Raw genomic sequence first — 15,459 nt, 5'->3', positions numbered from 1 at the left:
AGGCGTCCTGATGGCGTTCAGCAAGATGGTCAAGCCCGAGTCGTCCGAACTCCTCCACCTGACGGTGCTGCGCACGGAGCAGCTCTCGGCGCACTGGATCCGGGTGACGCTCGGCGGTGGCGAGATCGAGAAGTTCCGGCCGATGGGGTTCGACCAGTGGTTCCGATTGTTCCTGCCGATCGGAGGGGATGCCGGGCTCGACCGGGTGCCGGCGAAGGCGAACAAGGTGTTCGGGTACCTGAAGTTCCTGCGCATCCCCGACGGTGAGCGTCCGGTGATGCGCAACTACAGCGTGCGCGCGTACCGTCCGGCGACCGCGGAGGCCGGCGCCGAGATCGACGTCGACTTCGTGCTGCACGGCTCGGCCACGGACGGCACCGCCGGCCCCGCGTCGCGATGGGCGGAGACCTGCGAGCCTGGCGAGCACGTGCTGATCATCGACGAAGGCCTCACGTTCAACCCGCAGCGCGGGGTGGAGCGGGTCGTGCTGGTCGGCGACGAGACCGCCCTGCCCGCGATCTCCTCCATCTGCGCCTCGCTGCCTGCCACTGCGACGGGCACCGCGATCGTGGAGGTGCCGAGCGACGACGACGCTCTCGCGTTCACGCATCCCTCGGGCGTCGAGGTCGTGTGGATCGTGCGGCCGCATGGCATCGCTCCCGGGGCGCTCGCCCTGGAGACGCTGGCACGCGCTGCCCTGCCGGATGCGCCGTTCCACGCGTATGCGGCGGGCGAGCAGGCACTCGCCTCAGGGGCGCGCAAGCATCTCGTTGGCACACGCGGGGTCGACAAGAATGCCGTGAGCTTCTGCGGCTACTGGAAGATCGGCGCCTCATCACCCGCCTCGAAGGCCGCGCGCGACGCTGCAGCGGAGCCCCTCGCGTGAGCGGAACGGATGCAGCCGATGGCCTCGCCTCCAGGGGATCAGTGGGAGATGCTCCCGCAGCAGCAGCAGCCGGACATCGCGCGTCAGTCGCCGGTGGACGATTCCGCTTCCCCACCGCCATCCTGCTGACCTGTGCCGCGCTCGGCGTCGCCGGGGCGGTGCTGCTCGCGCCGATGAACTGGTTCTCGACGCTGCTGACCGGGCCGCTGCCCTTCGTCGGCATGGCCCTCGCCGGCCTGTGGCTGTTGTCGTCCGTGATCGCGCTGAGGCTGCTGCGGAAGCCGCTGGTCGGACTCCTCGTCGCGCTGATCGCCGGCCTCGTGATGGTCCCGTTCTCCGGGTACGGTTTCAGCAGCGTGCTGACGAATCTCTGGTGGGCGGCGTTCACGGAGCTGCCGTTCCTGTTCGTGCTCTGGCGCTACTGGGGAACGTGGATGCACTACGTCGGCGCCGTCGTCGTGGGCGTCGTCTACCCGATCTCGGCGTGGGCCTGGTTCGATCTCGGATCCATGTCTCTCTTCGCCCAGGTCGCCTTCTTCGCCGTGACGATCGCCAGCTGCGTCGGCGGCACCGCCCTCGGCATCCTGATCGCCGACCGTCTGCGCAGGGCAGGAGTGGGCAGGGCAGGAGTGGTTAGGGCAGGAGTGGGTAGCGCCGGAGTGGGCAGGGCAGGAGTAGGCAGCGCCGGAGTGGGCAGGCCAGCTGTCAACGGGCGCCGCTGAGCCTCAAGAGCACAGCCGCCCTCATCACACTCCTCAGGTGGGGCCGACCGGTGCCGTAAGACGGAGCACATCGCACCGTCGGGCGGCGTCCTCACCCGAGACCCCCCCACCGGACGACCGTCACCAGAGACCAGCCTCACCAGAGACCAGCCTCACCAGAGACCAGCCTCACCAGAGACCAGCCCACCAGAGACCGACATCCTCACGCAGCGACGTCGAGGCGTGCGCGACCGCCGAGCCTCGGGGTCTGCGCAGGATCGACGTATCGCGGCGGAATGAACCACACCCGCGCGCCGCTCCCAGTCCCCCTCCTACTCCCGCCCCCACTCCTACTCATACTCCCGGCATCGTCGATACGGATCTCCCACCCGTTGTCGTGGATGCGGTGGTGACACGTTTCGCACAGCAGTACCCCGTTGGAGAGGTCGGTCGGCCCGTGATCTCGTTTCCACCAGCGGATGTGATGGGCCTTCGTCATCTCGGGCGGCAATCCGCACATCGCGCATCCCCCGTCGCGCTCCACCAGCGCCAGCCGTTGTGCGCGGGTGAACAGCCGCTTCTCCCGACCCCATTCGAGGATCTCGCTGTCGCCACCGAGAACGCACGGGATCACACCGCCACCGGCCGCCATCCTGCGCGCAGCTCCGACGCTGACCGGGTGATCGACACCATCCAGGGTCGCCGACCCCGTGCCGGCTTCCAGATCGTCGAGGTTCATCCGCACGATCACCGTCGCACCCGCTACCGGCACCCGCTGCTCGCACCCGAGCACGTGCGCACAGAACACCGCCAGAGCATCAGCTTGGATCATCGGCACCGTCCGGCGGTCCGCATCGGGCGCACCCTCGTCGGGCGCATCTTTTCGCGCGGCGAACGCGGCGGTCACGTACCCCCGGATCGCGGTGACCACCGGAGCCGCGGTCTCGACGTCGAGCACCGCGTTCAGATGCACCATGCCGTCACGCTCGAACAGCGATAGCGCACGTCTGTTGCGCCGTTCGTCCTCCCTGGGCTCCAGACCGTCCGGGTCGAGCCATGCTTCCGCGCGGACCACGAGCTTGCGCACATCGTCGAGCGCCAAACCCGCCGCTTTCTCCGCCAGCACCCGCTCGCCTTCGGCGATACGCTCCGCTCCCGCGGCGATCCGACAGCGATCGAGGAGCGCGATGATCACCGCGGCGGCCGGGGCGCCGAGCGCACCCGAGTCGAGTGCCGTACTCACCGACGGGTACTTCGCCGGCAGAGGGGCGCCCAGGAGGTCGCTGCGGGGTGCAGTCGCTTCGCCCACCTTGACGAGGCGCGAGGCATCGCCCGTCGACACTCCCGTCGCAGCCGCGATCAGCGTCGCCGGATTGCGGTAGCCCTGCTGCTTCGCCAGGCTCTCCGCGCCGAGCTCTGGACGCGACTCACGCGATATGCACGCCGCCACCGAGACATGCACGGCATCCAACCGACGCCGCAGCACCCCGATCGACTCGCTCACCACCATCAACTGCTCGCGCGACAGGTCTCCGGAGTCGTCGGCATCCGACCACGCCTCATCGAGGCGGGACATCGCCTCGTGCAACGCGGTCAATCTGGACATGCTTCATTTTATCGCGGATCGTGCCGAGATTCGAAGATTTGTTCGATCGCATGCTGGTGAGACCGGTATCCCGAAAGCCACCCTCCCCGGACCGACCCACCAGGCCCACCAGGCCTACCAGGCCCGCCCGGCCCGCCAGGCCCGCCAGCCCCGCCCGGGCCGCCCGGGCACAGGAGCCGCGGGCCGCCGGAGTGCCTCACTGCACGTCGGTGAACAATCCCATGACCTCCGGTCCCATCTCGACCTGGCTCAGGACGACGCGGAACGAGCCGTCCTGGTCGATCCAGAAGTCCGTCCCCTGCCCACCCGACCAGCCGAACCGGCCGACGTGCTCACCCTCGGTCTGCACCGCGACGCCGAATCCCCACCCCGTGCCCTCCCAGAATCCCGGGAAGAAGCTGTCAGCGGTCTTCGCTGCGGCCGGCACCTGGTCCGAACGCATCAGCGCGAGCAGCTCCGGGTCGAGGACGACACTCCCGCCATGGCGCCCGCCGGCGGCCAGCATCCCCGCGAACACGGCATAGTCGGCGGCCGTCGACACGAGTTCCGAGTGATTGAGATCGAACGGCGCAGGCGCGACGGAGAACCCTGCGGCCGCCGGCTCGATCTCGACCAGCTGGCCCTCCTGGTGCCGGTATGCCGCGGGCAGCCGATGCGCCTGGTCGACGGGAACCGTGAAACCCGTGTCGACCATTCCCAGCGGTCCGAAGAGGTCACGCCGAAGGTGCTCCTCCAGCGACCCGTCGACCACTCGTGAGAGCAGGATCCCGAGGATGCCGAAGGAGTGGTGGTAGCGCCATCCGGTGCCGGGCTCGAACGCGAGCGGGAGCGCGGTCAGCGCGTCCAGCCACTCCTGTGCGCCCATCGCGACCGGCTCCTGCCCCGCGGCCGTCCGATTCCTGATCATCGCCTCGGCGAGGGACGACGACACGACCTGCACGCCGTAGCCGGAGGTGTTGGTGAGCAGATGACGCAGAGTGATGGGCGTCGTCGCAGGCGCGACGTCGTCGAGGGGAGCATCCGGCACGCGCAGCACCTGACGATCGGCGACCTCAGGCACCCACTTCTCGACGGGATCGTCGAGAAGGAGGCGCCCCGCCTGCACGAGGCGCAGTGCGGCGACCGCGAGGATCGGTTTGGTCATCGATTGGATGCGCACGATCGCATCCGCCGGCAGGTCTCCGGCCGCGACGATCTCGAACGCCCCACCGGGTTCACCGTGCACGCCGATGATCCCCGGCGCCGTGCCTCGCGCGACGTGTTCATCCAGGATCCGTGCGAGCGACGTCGTCATGCAGTCGATTCAACCGGGCCGCAGCACCCCTGTCCACGCCTCGACGGCGATAGGGCAACGACGAGAAGAGGCCCCGGATGCGAAATCCGGGGCCTCTTCAGGGGAGGCGCGTCAGCGCTTGCCGGCGATCTGACGCCCGACGAGGTCGCGCATGATCTCGTTCGTGCCGCCGTAGATGCGGTGCACTCGGGCATCGGTGAACGCGCGGGCGATCGGGTACTCCATGATGTACCCGTAGCCCCCGTGCAGCTGCACTCCCGTGTCGAGCACCTCCCACTCGCGTTCGGTCGCCCAGAACTTCACCTTCGCGGCATCCTCGGCGGACAGCTTCCCCTCCGAGTAGGCCCGGAGCGCGCGGTCGATGTAGGCCCACATCGCATCGGTGGTCGCGGACATGTCGGCGAGGCGGAAGCGGGTGTTCTGGAAGTCGGCGATGCGCTCACCGAACGCCTCGCGGTCCTTCGTGTAGGCGATGGTCCAGTCGAGGGCGGCCTGTGCGGCTGCAGCTGCGGCGACGCCGATCGAGAGGCGCTCGAGTGGCAGGTTCAGCATCAGCTGGATGAAGCCCTGACCCTCTTTGCCACTGATGAGGTTCTCGTCGGGGACGAACACGTCCGTGAAGCTGAGCTCGGCCGTGTCCCAGCCGTGGAAGCCCATCTTGCTGAGCTTCTTCCCCTGGTCGAAGCCCTCCATGCCCTTCTCGACGAGCAGGAGGCTGAACGCGTCCGGACGGTTGCCCTCACCGGTCTTGACGAAGGTCACCACGACGTCGGCGGTCGTGCCGGAGGAGATGAACGTCTTCGCACCGTTGAGGATGTAGCCGCCGTCGACCTTCTTGGCGTTGGTCTTGATCCCGCGCAGGTCGGAGCCCGCGCCGGGGTCGGTCATCGCGAGGGCGCCGAGCACCTCGCCGGTGGCCATGCGGGGCAGCCACTTCTCCTTCTGCTCCTGCGTGCCCATGTGCACGAGGTAGGGGACGGCCAGGTCGTCCTGGATGCCGAACGCACCGGCCAGCGAGCCCGCACCGGAGGCGATGGCCTCCTCCATGACGATCGTGCGGAAGCGGTAGTCCTGCAGCATCCCCGCGCCGCCGAACTCCTCGGGGACGGAGAGCCCGATCAGACCGGCCTCGCCGGCCGCCAGCATGGTCGCGCGGTCGATCTCGCCCGCGGCATCCCACCGCTCGATCGCCTCGCCTGTCACGTGGCGCTTGACGAAGTCCTTGACCAGGTCCCGGAAAGCCTCGTGATCCTCGTCGTAGATGTCGCGTTCCATGCCGTCCTCCTGAACGTGTCGTGCATCATTGCTCCGGTGATTCTACGACGCCGCGGAGGCCGGAGACAGGACGTTGTGAGAATGCATCCCATAAAACGTGAGACTGGGTACCGCGGTTGTCGGATGCCGCAACCACGGCGTTCCCGCCCGGTTCAGTGCGAGTAATCGGGCGCAGCGGGGAGCCCGAAGAACTCCTCCAGCGTATGGAATCCGCCCTCGTGGTATGCCGCCGCCAGGTCGACCCCGACATAGCGGAGGTGCCACGGCTCCGGGGCGTATCCGGTGACCGGGGTGCCGACCTGCTCGTAGCGCACGATGAATCCGTACTCCCAGGCGTGAGCGGCGACCCAGTCGCTCTGGGCGGTGCCGCCGAAGCCGTCGAGTCCGCCGCAGCCCGCACCGCACGCCACCACATCGAGGGCGAGACCCGTCTGGTGCTCGCTGTGACCGGGGCGAGCCGAGCCGGCATCCGCCTCCGCCTGCCCCTGCGAACGCACGTGCGAGCCGTAGGTCGTCACCTGAAGACCATAGGAGCGGTAGCCGTTGTTCGCCCCGATGCGTCCCACGCCGGCCGCGGCTGCCGCATCCGCCATCCGGCCGACGGCGGCGGCCACGTCGGAGCGCACACGTCCGGACGGCGTCGTCATCTGCAGCGGCACCTGAGCGAGGTCCGCCGGCTCGTAGGCGGGGGGATTCAGCGGCAGCGACTTGTTCACCACCACCCAGAGGCGTGCGGGGTCGCTGAGCGAGACGCAGGGGGCATTGCCCGCCACCACCGCCTCGCGGAAGGCCGCCCCTCCCCCGAAGCCCGCGATCGCGCCCGCATCGTCGCCGTTCGCGATGGCCTGCTGCACCGACGGCTCGGCACAGGGGTCGGCCGCCGTGGTCGCAGCGACCTTGACCGGCGGGACCTGCATGACCGCGACCGGCACGGGCATGACCTCGGCGTCGGACGACGGCACCGGACCGGATCCGATCGAGCAGAGGATGCCGATCGCCGTCAGGGCGACGCCGATCGGGAGAGCGGGTCCGCGGATCGGGGACCGCGGCGCCGCATGCTGAGCGTGCGGCAGAAAGGGCATTGGTCCATCATCTCATTCGAAGATAGTTATGAGAGCGGCTTGCATCAGGATCGGTCATCTGTTCGAATAGTCGAATGCGGTGGCAAGGACAGAAACTCGGCGAGACGGATGCATCCGCGCTCCCCGGCCTCGAAGACCGATCCAGCGTTCTGCGCTCGGTGACCACGCCCGAGTTCGCGGGCATGACGTTCCACGAGGTGCTGTCGAAGTCGGCACTGAACCATGTCCCCGGCGCCTCGCGCATGCCGTTCGCATGGACTATCAACCCGTACCGCGGATGCTCCCATGCCTGCGTCTACTGCTTCGCCCGCGGCACGCACGAGTACCTCGACCTCGACGGCGGCTCCGATTTCGACTCGCAGATCGTCGTGAAGGTGAATGTCGTCGAGGTGCTCGAACGCGAGCTGCGCAAGGGCAGCTGGGAAAACGAGACCGTCGCCCTCGGGACAAACACCGATCCGTACCAGCGCGCCGAGGGCCGCTACAAGCTCATGCCGGGGATCATCCAGGCCCTCGCCGCATCGGGAACCCCGATCTCCATCCTCACGAAGGGAACGCTGATCCGTCGAGACATCCCGCTGCTCGTGAAGGCCGCGCAGCGTGTGCCGATCGATGTGCAGATGTCGATCGCGATGTACGACGACGACCTGCAGAAGGCCATCGAGCCGGGGGCACCGACGACGCAGGCCCGCCTCGACACCGTGCGAGCACTGGCGGATGCGGGTTTCCCCGTGACCGTCTTCCTCATGCCGATCATGCCCCATATGACCGACTCCCTCGCCGCGATCGACAGCGCCCTCGTGCGCATCAGAGAGGCCGGTGCACGCTCGGTCATCTACGGTGCCCTGCACCTGCGACCCGGCGTGAAGCCGTGGTTCTTCCAGTGGCTCGACGCGAATCGCCCCGACCTCGTCTCGTCGTACCGCGGCCTGTACCCGGGAGCCTCCGCCGAGGCGCCGAAGGGGTACAGACAGTGGCTCGCGAAACGCACTCGTCCGCTAATCCGCATGCATGGACTCGACGGCCGCCACGAGGACGACTACCCCCGGCGAGGCCTTCGGCCGGGGCAGGGTCACGTGCAGTCGGGCCCTCGAGTGGCATTCGCACCCAGCGCGCGATCCGAGGCATCACCCGCACAGCCGATGCTCTTCTGAGAGCGCTGGTCCGGCGCTCCTTCGCCGGCCGCGTAGGCTCGGGGATCATGGCGATCGGTTCCACAGTCCACACATTCGAGGTGCAGCTCGCTGACACCGATCGCGGCGTCTACGAGGACTACTCGCTGCGCGCGGCCCGGCATCCGTCCGAGACCGATGCGTACATGCTCACCCGGGTGCTGGCCTACGGGCTGGAGTTCGCCGAGGGTATCGCGTTCGGTGGCAGCATCTCCTCGACGGAGGAACCTGCAGTGCTCGTACGCGACCTCACCGGGCTCATCACGGCCTGGGTCGAGATCGGCGCGCCCGATGCCGAGCGCCTGCACCACGGCAGCCGTCTCGCCGAGCGCACCGTCGTGTACACGCACCGCGACCCCGCCAAGGTGATGGCACCGTGGACGGACAAACGCATCCACCGCCGCGAGGACATCCGCGTCTACAGCTTCGATCCCGGGTTCATCGAGACCGCTTCGGCCCTCATCGAGCGCCGGAACACCATGACCCTCACCGTGACCGAGGGCGTGATCTACCTCGACCTCAACGGCACGAACCTGACTTCCGCCGTGCACGTGCACGAGCTGGCCTGACCCCGCGCCCACACTCCCCGCACGACGAAGGCCCCGCCTGCGAGCGCAGAACGGGGCCTTCGTGAATGAGACTCAGGCAGTCAGGTCGGCCGCGGTCGGCACGCGACCGGCGATCTCCTCGATCACGTCGTCGTCCAGACGGGCGTTCTCGAACGGCGCGTCGATCTCGGCGCGATCGAGCAGCTCGGTCATGCGGCGCTGACGCTGGCGCGTGATCAGCGTGACGACGCGACCCGAGCGACCGGCACGACCGGTGCGACCCGAGCGGTGCAGGTACGTCTTGTACTCGTCGGGCGCATCGGCCTGGACGACCAGGTCGATGTCGTCGACGTGGATGCCGCGGGCGGCGACGTCCGTGGCGACGAGCACGTTCACGCGACCCGACGTCAGCCGCTCGAGGTTGCGCGTGCGCTTGGCCTGGTTCAGGTCTCCGTGCAGCGAGACGGCGGGGATCCCGGCGTCGTCGAACTGCTCGGCGAGCATGTCGGCGTAGGCGCGGGTGCGGGCGAAGACGAGCGTCTTGCCGTCGCGGTCGACGAGCGACGTGAGGATGTCGGCCTTGTCGCGGTGCTCGATCACGAGAACGCGGTGCTCGATCGTCGAGGAGTCCTGGTCCTCACCTGCGACCTCGTACACGGCGGGGTCGACGAGGAACTCGTCGACGAGCGCGGCGACCTCGCGGTCCAGCGTCGCCGAGAACAGCAGCTTCTGGCTGCCTTCCGCGGTGTGACGGAGGATGCGCTGCACGGGTTCGACGAACCCGAGCTCGCACATGTGGTCGGCCTCGTCGAGCACCGCGATGCGGCAGTCGGAGAGGTCGAGCTTGCCCTGGTTGATGAGGTCCTCGATGCGACCGGGGGTGCCGATCACGATGTCGACGCCCTTCTTGAGCGCACCCACCTGACGGCCCTGCGGCACACCACCGTAGATCTGCGTGGTGAACAGGCCGACGCTGCGCGCGATCGGCTGGATGGTGCGGTCGATCTGCAGCGCGAGCTCGCGGGTCGGAGCGAGGATGATCGCGCGCGGCGAACGTCCGAACTCACGGCGCTTGCCTGCCTGCGACTGCAGCACACGCTCGACGAGCGGTGCGCCGAAGGCGATGGTCTTGCCGGAGCCGGTGCGGCCACGGGCGAGCACATCGCGACCGGCGAGCACGGCAGGGATGCTGGCGGCCTGGATCGGGAACGGCGTCGCAGCGCCCATTCCGACGAGTGTCTCGACGATGTTCGAGCCGAGACCCAGATCGCCGAACGTCACACCATCGACCTCGACGGCCGCGACGGACTTCGCTTCGAGGCGCTCGTGGACGACATCGTCACCGGGCGCGAACTTCGCTCCGGTTGAGGCCGGACGGCTGGTGGCATTCCAGTCGTTGCGGCTCGGGCGCTCATTGCGTGCCGGGCGGCCACGGGTGTCCGAGGTCAGCGGACGGGGACGCTCGGTGCGGTAGGCGCCGCCGGTCGACGGACGCTCGCGCCCACCCTCGAAGGAACGCTGGGTGCGGTCGCGGTCGAAAGCACGACGTGCGCGGTCGGCGTCGAAGGAACGCTCGGGGCGCTCGGCGCCACGGTCGTTCGAGCGGGTGCGGTCGAAGCTGCGGTCGTCGCGCCGCGGACGCTCGTCGCGCTCGAACCGGGGACGGTCGTTGCCGCGGTCGTTGAAGCGGGGACGCTCGCCGCCACGGCGATCGTCCCGAACCGGACGTCCGCCATCGCGGTGGTCGTTGTCGCGGAAGCCCTGACGCTGGGTGCCGGCACCGCGGTCGTCGCGACGCGCACGGTCGTCACGGTCATACCGGGGGCGGTCTCCGCCACGGTCGTCACGGTAGGTGCCGGGGCCGGTCGGACGCTGTCCGCCACGGTCATCGCGACGCGGACGGTCGTCGAAACGGCCGCCGGCGCTGGGACGGTCGTTGTAGCGAGGGCGCTCGGAGCGGTCGTCGTTGCGGTGGTGCGGAGCCTCACGGCGCCCGGACTCGGCACGGTTGCGAATCGCGCGGGCCTCATCGCGGCCTGCGCGCTCGGACGCACCCCACCGCTGCTTGGGAGCACCGCCCTCGGCCTCGGCCGGGCGGTAGCCCCGGTGACCGGCGCTGCGGCTGCCCGGACGACGGTCGTATCCGCCTGCGGCGGGAGCGGAGCGGCGGTCACCGGCATCCGCGCGTCCACCGCGCTCATCGCGCGCACCGTCGCGGGCGGGCCCGCCGTTGTGGCGATCGTGGAAGGAGGTCTTCTTGGCGCCGTAGCGCGGCTCGAAGTTGGCGGCGGGACGCCCGCCGCGGGGCTTCTTGTTCTTCGGCATTGCGGTGTTCTTTCTGAGTTCTCGCACGAGAACAGCGCCGCGCACACGCGCGAGCACCCAGCGCGTGGTCGGATGCGACCAGCGGGGTTCCGGACTGTCAGCGGCCGGGGCCATTCATGTGATGGTTGATTTGCGTCGATCGACGCTCACCATCGGCCCCTGGACTCACACTTCACACACATAAAACGTCCGCGCCAACGCGCGGGTGTCCGAAGCCGACCGTTCAAGTGTAGCCGACGCTCCTGAGAGACCGCACAGACCCCCGGTGCCGACCGGGTGCCTCTACGCTGAGGGAGTGATTTCCGTCTCCCCCACCGGCACCCAGATCGCCCTGCAGCTCGGCGACGTCACCGCCCAGATCGCTCAGGTCGGCGCCTCCCTCCGTTCGCTGCGCATCGGGGGCGTCGACCTCGTGCCGCCGTATCCCGAGGACTCTCCGACCCCATCGTGCTCCGGAGTGGTCCTCGCCCCGTGGCCGAACAGGGTGCGTGATGGCCGATGGGACGATGCGGGTACGGTCAGACAGCTCGCCATCACGGAGCCCAAACTCGGCAATGCGAGCCACGGCCTGCTGCGTTTCACCGCCTACGAGGTCGCCCAGACCGAGACGGCAGCGGTGCTCCGCGCGACGATCGTGCCCCAGACCGGATACCCGTACCTGATCGAGACCGCCGTCACGTACACCCTCACCGCCGACGGCATCGATGTCGTGCACACCCTGACCAACCGTTCGACCGGCCCAGCCCCGGTCGCTCTCGGAACCCACCCCTTCGTCACGATCGGCGACGTCGATCCGCACGACCTCGTCCTGCGGATCCCCGCGGAGACCGCCTTCGAAACGGACGAGCGGATGCTGCCGACCGGCACCCGACCGGCCGACGCCACCCTGCGAGAAGGGGCACGCCTCGGCGATGTCTCCCTCGACACCGGCTTCGCAGACCTGACCCGCGACGCTGACGGAATCGTCCGTCACTCCCTCACCGCACCGGACGGCCGACAGGTCACGCTCTGGCAGGGAGAAGGCTTCGACTACGTGCAGGTGTACACCACGCCCGCCTATCCCGGACAGAGCCTGGCCGTCGCGATCGAACCCATGACCGCGCCCGCCGATGCGCTGAACAGCGGCCTCGGCATCCGGCGCCTCGACCCCGACGAGACCTGGACCCTGCACTGGGGCATCACCCTGAGCTGACAGCCCCACACTCTCTCCGCGACAGCCCCACACTCCCTTCGCGAGCATCCTCCGCGAAAACGGAGACCGAATGACGCCCGGCCGGCGAGTCGGATGGGGACTCGCCGGGCGCGGCACACATGGTCTCCGTTTCAGCCGGACGGAGCCGGGAGCGTGCTCTACTCCCCGCGCTCCCGCAGCTCACGCCGTGTGAGCTGCGGCGCGTGCGGCAGGCCGGACGCGTCGATCAGCACCGGGGAACCCGGGCCCGTCGCGGCGGCAGGTGCGGCGGGATCGGTCGGGGCGTCCGGAGCGGGCGCCGCACCGGCATCCGAGCCCCCGGCCTTGCGGGCAGCGCGGCGCTCCTTGGCACCCTCGACGAGGTTGTACAGCGTCGGCAGCACGATCAGCGTCAACACGGTCGACGAGATCAGGCCGCCGATCACGACGATCGCGAGGGGCTGCGAGATGAAGCCGCCGTGGCCCGTGATGCCGAGCGCCATCGGAGTCAGAGCCAGGATCGTCGCGAGCGCCGTCATGAGGATCGGCCGCAGACGCTTCTCCCCACCGGCCTTGACCGCCTCGATCGTCGACAGACCCTTCTCCCGGTACTGGTTCACGAGGTCGACGAGCACGATCGCGTTCGTCACCACGATGCCGATGAGCATCAGCACGCCGATCAACGACGCGACGCCGAGCGGCACACCCGTGATGATCTGCAGCAGGATCGCCCCGGTCGCCGCGAACGGCACCGAGATGAGCAGCAGCAGCGGCTGGCGCAGCGACTTGAAGGTCGCGACCATGACCACGTAGACGATCAGGATCGCCGCGAGCATCGCCAGCCCCAGCTGCGAGAACGAGTCGGCCTGCTGGGACGCGACACCGCCCACCTCGGCGGATGCACCGTCGGGCAGGTCGACCGCCGCGAGCGCGGTGTTCACCGACTGCGTGGCCGTGGCGAGGTTGTCGGACGCCGGCGGCACGGTGATCGTCGCAGTACGACGGCCCTGCTCCGTGGTGATCGAGGTGGGTCCGTTCTGCTGCTCGACGGTCGCGATGTCCTGCAGCTGCACGATGCCGGCGGGCGTCGGGATGGTGAGCTGCTTGAGCGCATCGACCGTGGTCGGTGGGTTCGGAGTCACGATGTAGACCGTCAGCGCGGTGTCGTCGATCTCGACGGATCCGGCCTGCTGCGGGCGCATGGTGCCCGAGACGATGGCACCGACCGCGACCTCCGAGAGTCCTCGTTGCGCGGCGGCTTCCCGGTCGACCACGACGGCGATGTACGGCAGCGACGCGGCGAGGTTGTCGCTCACCTGGCCGACGCCGTCCTTCCCGTCGAGTTCCTTGACCAGCGCGGTGGTCGCCGTCTGGAGGTCGTCCGAGTCCGAGGCGCTGACCGTGATCTCGATGTCGCTCGATCCGAAGCCGGCCGAGGCCGAGACCGCGACATCCCCGACCTCGTCACCGAGGCCGTCGATCGCATCCTGCACATCCGCGCGGAGCTTCTCCTGATCGGCGTTCGAATCGGTGAGCACCGAGTACGTGACGCCCGCACCGCCCGAGAAGGCGTCGCTGAGCGCCGAACCGCTGGTGCCGATCGAGGCCTGTACGTGCTCGATGCCGTCGATGTCGAGCAGGGCGTCTTCGACTGCCACCGCCGCATCCGACTTGGCCTGCAGACTCGCCGTCGGGCCGAGGTCCTGTGTGATCGTCATGGTGTTCTGGCCGGAGTCGCCGAGGAAGTTGACCTTCATCAGCGGCGCTGCGGCGAGCGTGGCGCCGAGCACGACGACCGCCAGGATCACCGTGACACCGGAGTGCTTGAGCGTCCAGCCCAGGATCGGCCGGTACTGCCGCTGCAGCCACGTCGGCGGAGCGTCGGGGTGCTCTGGGTCGATCGCGTCGCCGTGCTCGTCGAGCAACGGCTTGCCCGGCTTGAGGAACCAGTAGGCGAGCACCGGCACGATCGTCAGGGCTACGAGGAGCGAGGCGACCATCGCGATCGTCACGGTCATCGCGAACGGCCGGAAGAGCTCGCCGACCATGTCGCCGACGAAGACGATCGGCAGGAAGACCGCCACGGTCGTGATGGTGGACGCCGTGATCGCCATCGCGACCTCGCGCACCGCGAGGCGGATCGCATCGCCCTTGTCGGCATCGCCCACGTAGTGACGTTTGATGTTCTCGATCACGACGATGGAGTCGTCGACCACTCGACCGATCGCGATCGTGAGCGCACCGAGGGTGAGCACGTTCAGCGAGTAGCCGAACGCCTGCAGCCCGATGAAGGTGATGAGCACGCTGGTGGGGATCGAGATCGCGGTGACGAGGGTGGAGCGCACCGACATCAGGAAGACGAGGATCACGAGCACCGCGAACACCAGGCCGAGCATTCCCTCGGTGGCGAGCGTCTCGATCGACTGCACGATGAACGGCGCCTGGTCGAAGATCACCGTGAAGGTCGCGTCCGGGAAGGCGTCGCCGATCGTGTCGAGCGCGGCGATCACGCCGTTGGACACCTCCACGGTGTTCGCGGCCGGGAGCTTCGTGATCGAGATCGACAGCGCATCCTTGCCGTCGACACGGGAGATGGAGGTGACGGGATCGGACTCCTGCACGACCGTCGCGACATCGCCGATCGTGACGTCGCTGCCCACCAGCGGAAGGGCGGCGATCTCCTCGACCGAGGTGATCTTCGCGCCCGTCTGCACCGTCAGCGTCTGACCGTTCTCGGTGATGTCGCCACCGGGGAACAGCGTGCCGTTCTGGTCGAGTGCGTCGTTGATCGCCGAGGTGCTCTGGCCGGCAGCAGCGAGCTTCGCCACGTCGGGCGTGATGCTGATGCGCTGACCGACCCCGCCCACGATCTCGGCCGCGTTGACGCCGTCGACGTCTTCGAGTTCGGGGATCGCGACGGATTCGAGCTGGGCCTGGGCGTTGTCCGCGTCCTCGAACCCGGTGACGGCCACCTGGATCACGGGGAAGTCGTCGATGGAGACCGACAGCACCTGCGGCGTCACATCCTCCGGCAGCTGGGACGAGATGCGGTTGATCGCCTGCTGGATCTTCTGCTCTGCCGTGGCGAGGTTCGTGCCGTAGGCGAACATCGCCTGCACGATCGACGCGTTCGTGGTGCTCGTCGCCGTCGTCGACTCCAGGCCGGGGACGCCCTGGATCGCCGCTTCCACCGGGGTGGACACGTCGTTCTCGACGACCTCGGGCGATGCGCCGGGGTAGGTCGTCATGACGACGAGCGCCGGCAGCTCGAGCGAGGGGATGAGCTCCTGCTTGAGGTTCGTGAGCGCGAGGCCGCCGAACACCGCCGCGACGATGGTGATCAGCGCGATGAGCGCGCGGTTCTTGAGGCTCAGGATGGCGAGTTTCGACAAGGCGGTT

11 protein-coding genes are annotated in these 15,459 nt (G+C 68.7%); 5 read left to right on the top strand and 6 right to left on the bottom strand.

Translation table 11 applies throughout. From position 1 onward, the window contains the following. Positions 1-10: 10 nt before the first annotated feature. Positions 11-886: a siderophore-interacting protein gene (locus HDC31_RS15795; protein WP_113681034.1), complete on the top strand. Its 876-nt coding sequence runs from the start codon at positions 11-13 to the stop codon at positions 884-886. Beyond that, positions 883-1,608 (top strand): ECF transporter S component, encoded by a 726-nt coding sequence (locus tag HDC31_RS15790; protein ID WP_308472284.1) that lies wholly within the window; start codon positions 883-885, stop codon positions 1,606-1,608. The genes HDC31_RS15795 and HDC31_RS15790 overlap by 4 nt, the downstream gene beginning before the upstream one ends. Before the next feature lie 202 nt (positions 1,609-1,810). Here the strand turns inward: HDC31_RS15790 and HDC31_RS15785 are convergent, their stop codons facing one another. The 4 genes from HDC31_RS15785 to HDC31_RS15770 all read right to left on the bottom strand — a co-directional run bounded on the left by HDC31_RS15785 (position 1,811) and on the right by HDC31_RS15770 (position 6,844). Further along, positions 1,811-3,193 (bottom strand): HNH endonuclease signature motif containing protein, encoded by a 1,383-nt coding sequence (locus HDC31_RS15785; RefSeq protein WP_257022235.1) that lies wholly within the window; start codon positions 3,191-3,193, stop codon positions 1,811-1,813. Positions 3,194-3,389: 196 nt separating this feature from the next. Next, positions 3,390-4,487: a serine hydrolase gene (locus HDC31_RS15780; protein ID WP_113681457.1), complete on the bottom strand. Its 1,098-nt coding sequence runs from the start codon at positions 4,485-4,487 to the stop codon at positions 3,390-3,392. Positions 4,488-4,598: 111 nt separating this feature from the next. Continuing rightward, positions 4,599-5,762: an acyl-CoA dehydrogenase family protein gene (locus HDC31_RS15775; protein ID WP_113681458.1), complete on the bottom strand. Its 1,164-nt coding sequence runs from the start codon at positions 5,760-5,762 to the stop codon at positions 4,599-4,601. A gap of 152 nt (positions 5,763-5,914) precedes the next feature. Then, on the bottom strand, positions 5,915-6,844 hold the full coding sequence (locus tag HDC31_RS15770) for a M15 family metallopeptidase (RefSeq protein WP_058631662.1): 930 nt from the start codon (positions 6,842-6,844) through the stop codon (positions 5,915-5,917). Between the two features lie 74 nt (positions 6,845-6,918). Here HDC31_RS15770 and HDC31_RS15765 point away from each other — a divergent pair, with 74 nt between their 5' ends. After that, positions 6,919-7,998, top strand: coding sequence for an Rv2578c family radical SAM protein (locus HDC31_RS15765; protein ID WP_113681459.1), 1,080 nt, complete (start codon positions 6,919-6,921; stop codon positions 7,996-7,998). A 47-nt stretch (positions 7,999-8,045) separates the two neighbouring features. Then, the gene (locus HDC31_RS15760; protein WP_113681460.1) at positions 8,046-8,585 is read left to right on the top strand and encodes a YaeQ family protein; all 540 of its coding nucleotides are present in this window, start codon (positions 8,046-8,048) and stop codon (positions 8,583-8,585) included. Between the two features lie 72 nt (positions 8,586-8,657). Here the strand turns inward: HDC31_RS15760 and HDC31_RS15755 are convergent, their stop codons facing one another. Further along, positions 8,658-10,889: a DEAD/DEAH box helicase gene (locus HDC31_RS15755; protein ID WP_179516325.1), complete on the bottom strand. Its 2,232-nt coding sequence runs from the start codon at positions 10,887-10,889 to the stop codon at positions 8,658-8,660. 295 nt (positions 10,890-11,184) lie between these two features. Here HDC31_RS15755 and HDC31_RS15750 point away from each other — a divergent pair, with 295 nt between their 5' ends. Further along, positions 11,185-12,081 (top strand): aldose 1-epimerase family protein, encoded by an 897-nt coding sequence (locus HDC31_RS15750; RefSeq protein ID WP_179516324.1) that lies wholly within the window; start codon positions 11,185-11,187, stop codon positions 12,079-12,081. Positions 12,082-12,239: 158 nt separating this feature from the next. On the opposite strand, the gene HDC31_RS15745 is transcribed toward HDC31_RS15750, so the two are convergent. Beyond that, positions 12,240-15,452 (bottom strand): efflux RND transporter permease subunit, encoded by a 3,213-nt coding sequence (locus tag HDC31_RS15745; protein ID WP_179516323.1) that lies wholly within the window; start codon positions 15,450-15,452, stop codon positions 12,240-12,242. Positions 15,453-15,459: the final 7 nt, after the last annotated feature.

The sequence above is a fragment of the Microbacterium sp. JAI119 genome, from assembly GCF_013410135.1.
Lineage (GTDB): Bacteria > Actinomycetota > Actinomycetes > Actinomycetales > Microbacteriaceae > Microbacterium > Microbacterium oxydans.
This window is presented reverse-complemented; position numbering and strand designations above follow the sequence as displayed.

Coding starts and splice junctions, on each gene's coding strand:
- HDC31_RS15795 (WP_113681034.1), top strand. CDS start 11: ATGGCGTTCAGCAAGATGGTCAAGCCCGAGTCGTCCGAACTCCTCCAC.
- HDC31_RS15785 (WP_257022235.1), bottom strand. CDS start 3,193: ATGTCCAGATTGACCGCGTTGCACGAGGCGATGTCCCGCCTCGATGAG.
- HDC31_RS15780 (WP_113681457.1), bottom strand. CDS start 4,487: ATGACGACGTCGCTCGCACGGATCCTGGATGAACACGTCGCGCGAGGC.
- HDC31_RS15775 (WP_113681458.1), bottom strand. CDS start 5,762: ATGGAACGCGACATCTACGACGAGGATCACGAGGCTTTCCGGGACCTG.
- HDC31_RS15770 (WP_058631662.1), bottom strand. CDS start 6,844: ATGCCCTTTCTGCCGCACGCTCAGCATGCGGCGCCGCGGTCCCCGATC.
- HDC31_RS15765 (WP_113681459.1), top strand. CDS start 6,919: ATGCGGTGGCAAGGACAGAAACTCGGCGAGACGGATGCATCCGCGCTC.
- HDC31_RS15760 (WP_113681460.1), top strand. CDS start 8,046: ATGGCGATCGGTTCCACAGTCCACACATTCGAGGTGCAGCTCGCTGAC.
- HDC31_RS15755 (WP_179516325.1), bottom strand. CDS start 10,889: ATGCCGAAGAACAAGAAGCCCCGCGGCGGGCGTCCCGCCGCCAACTTC.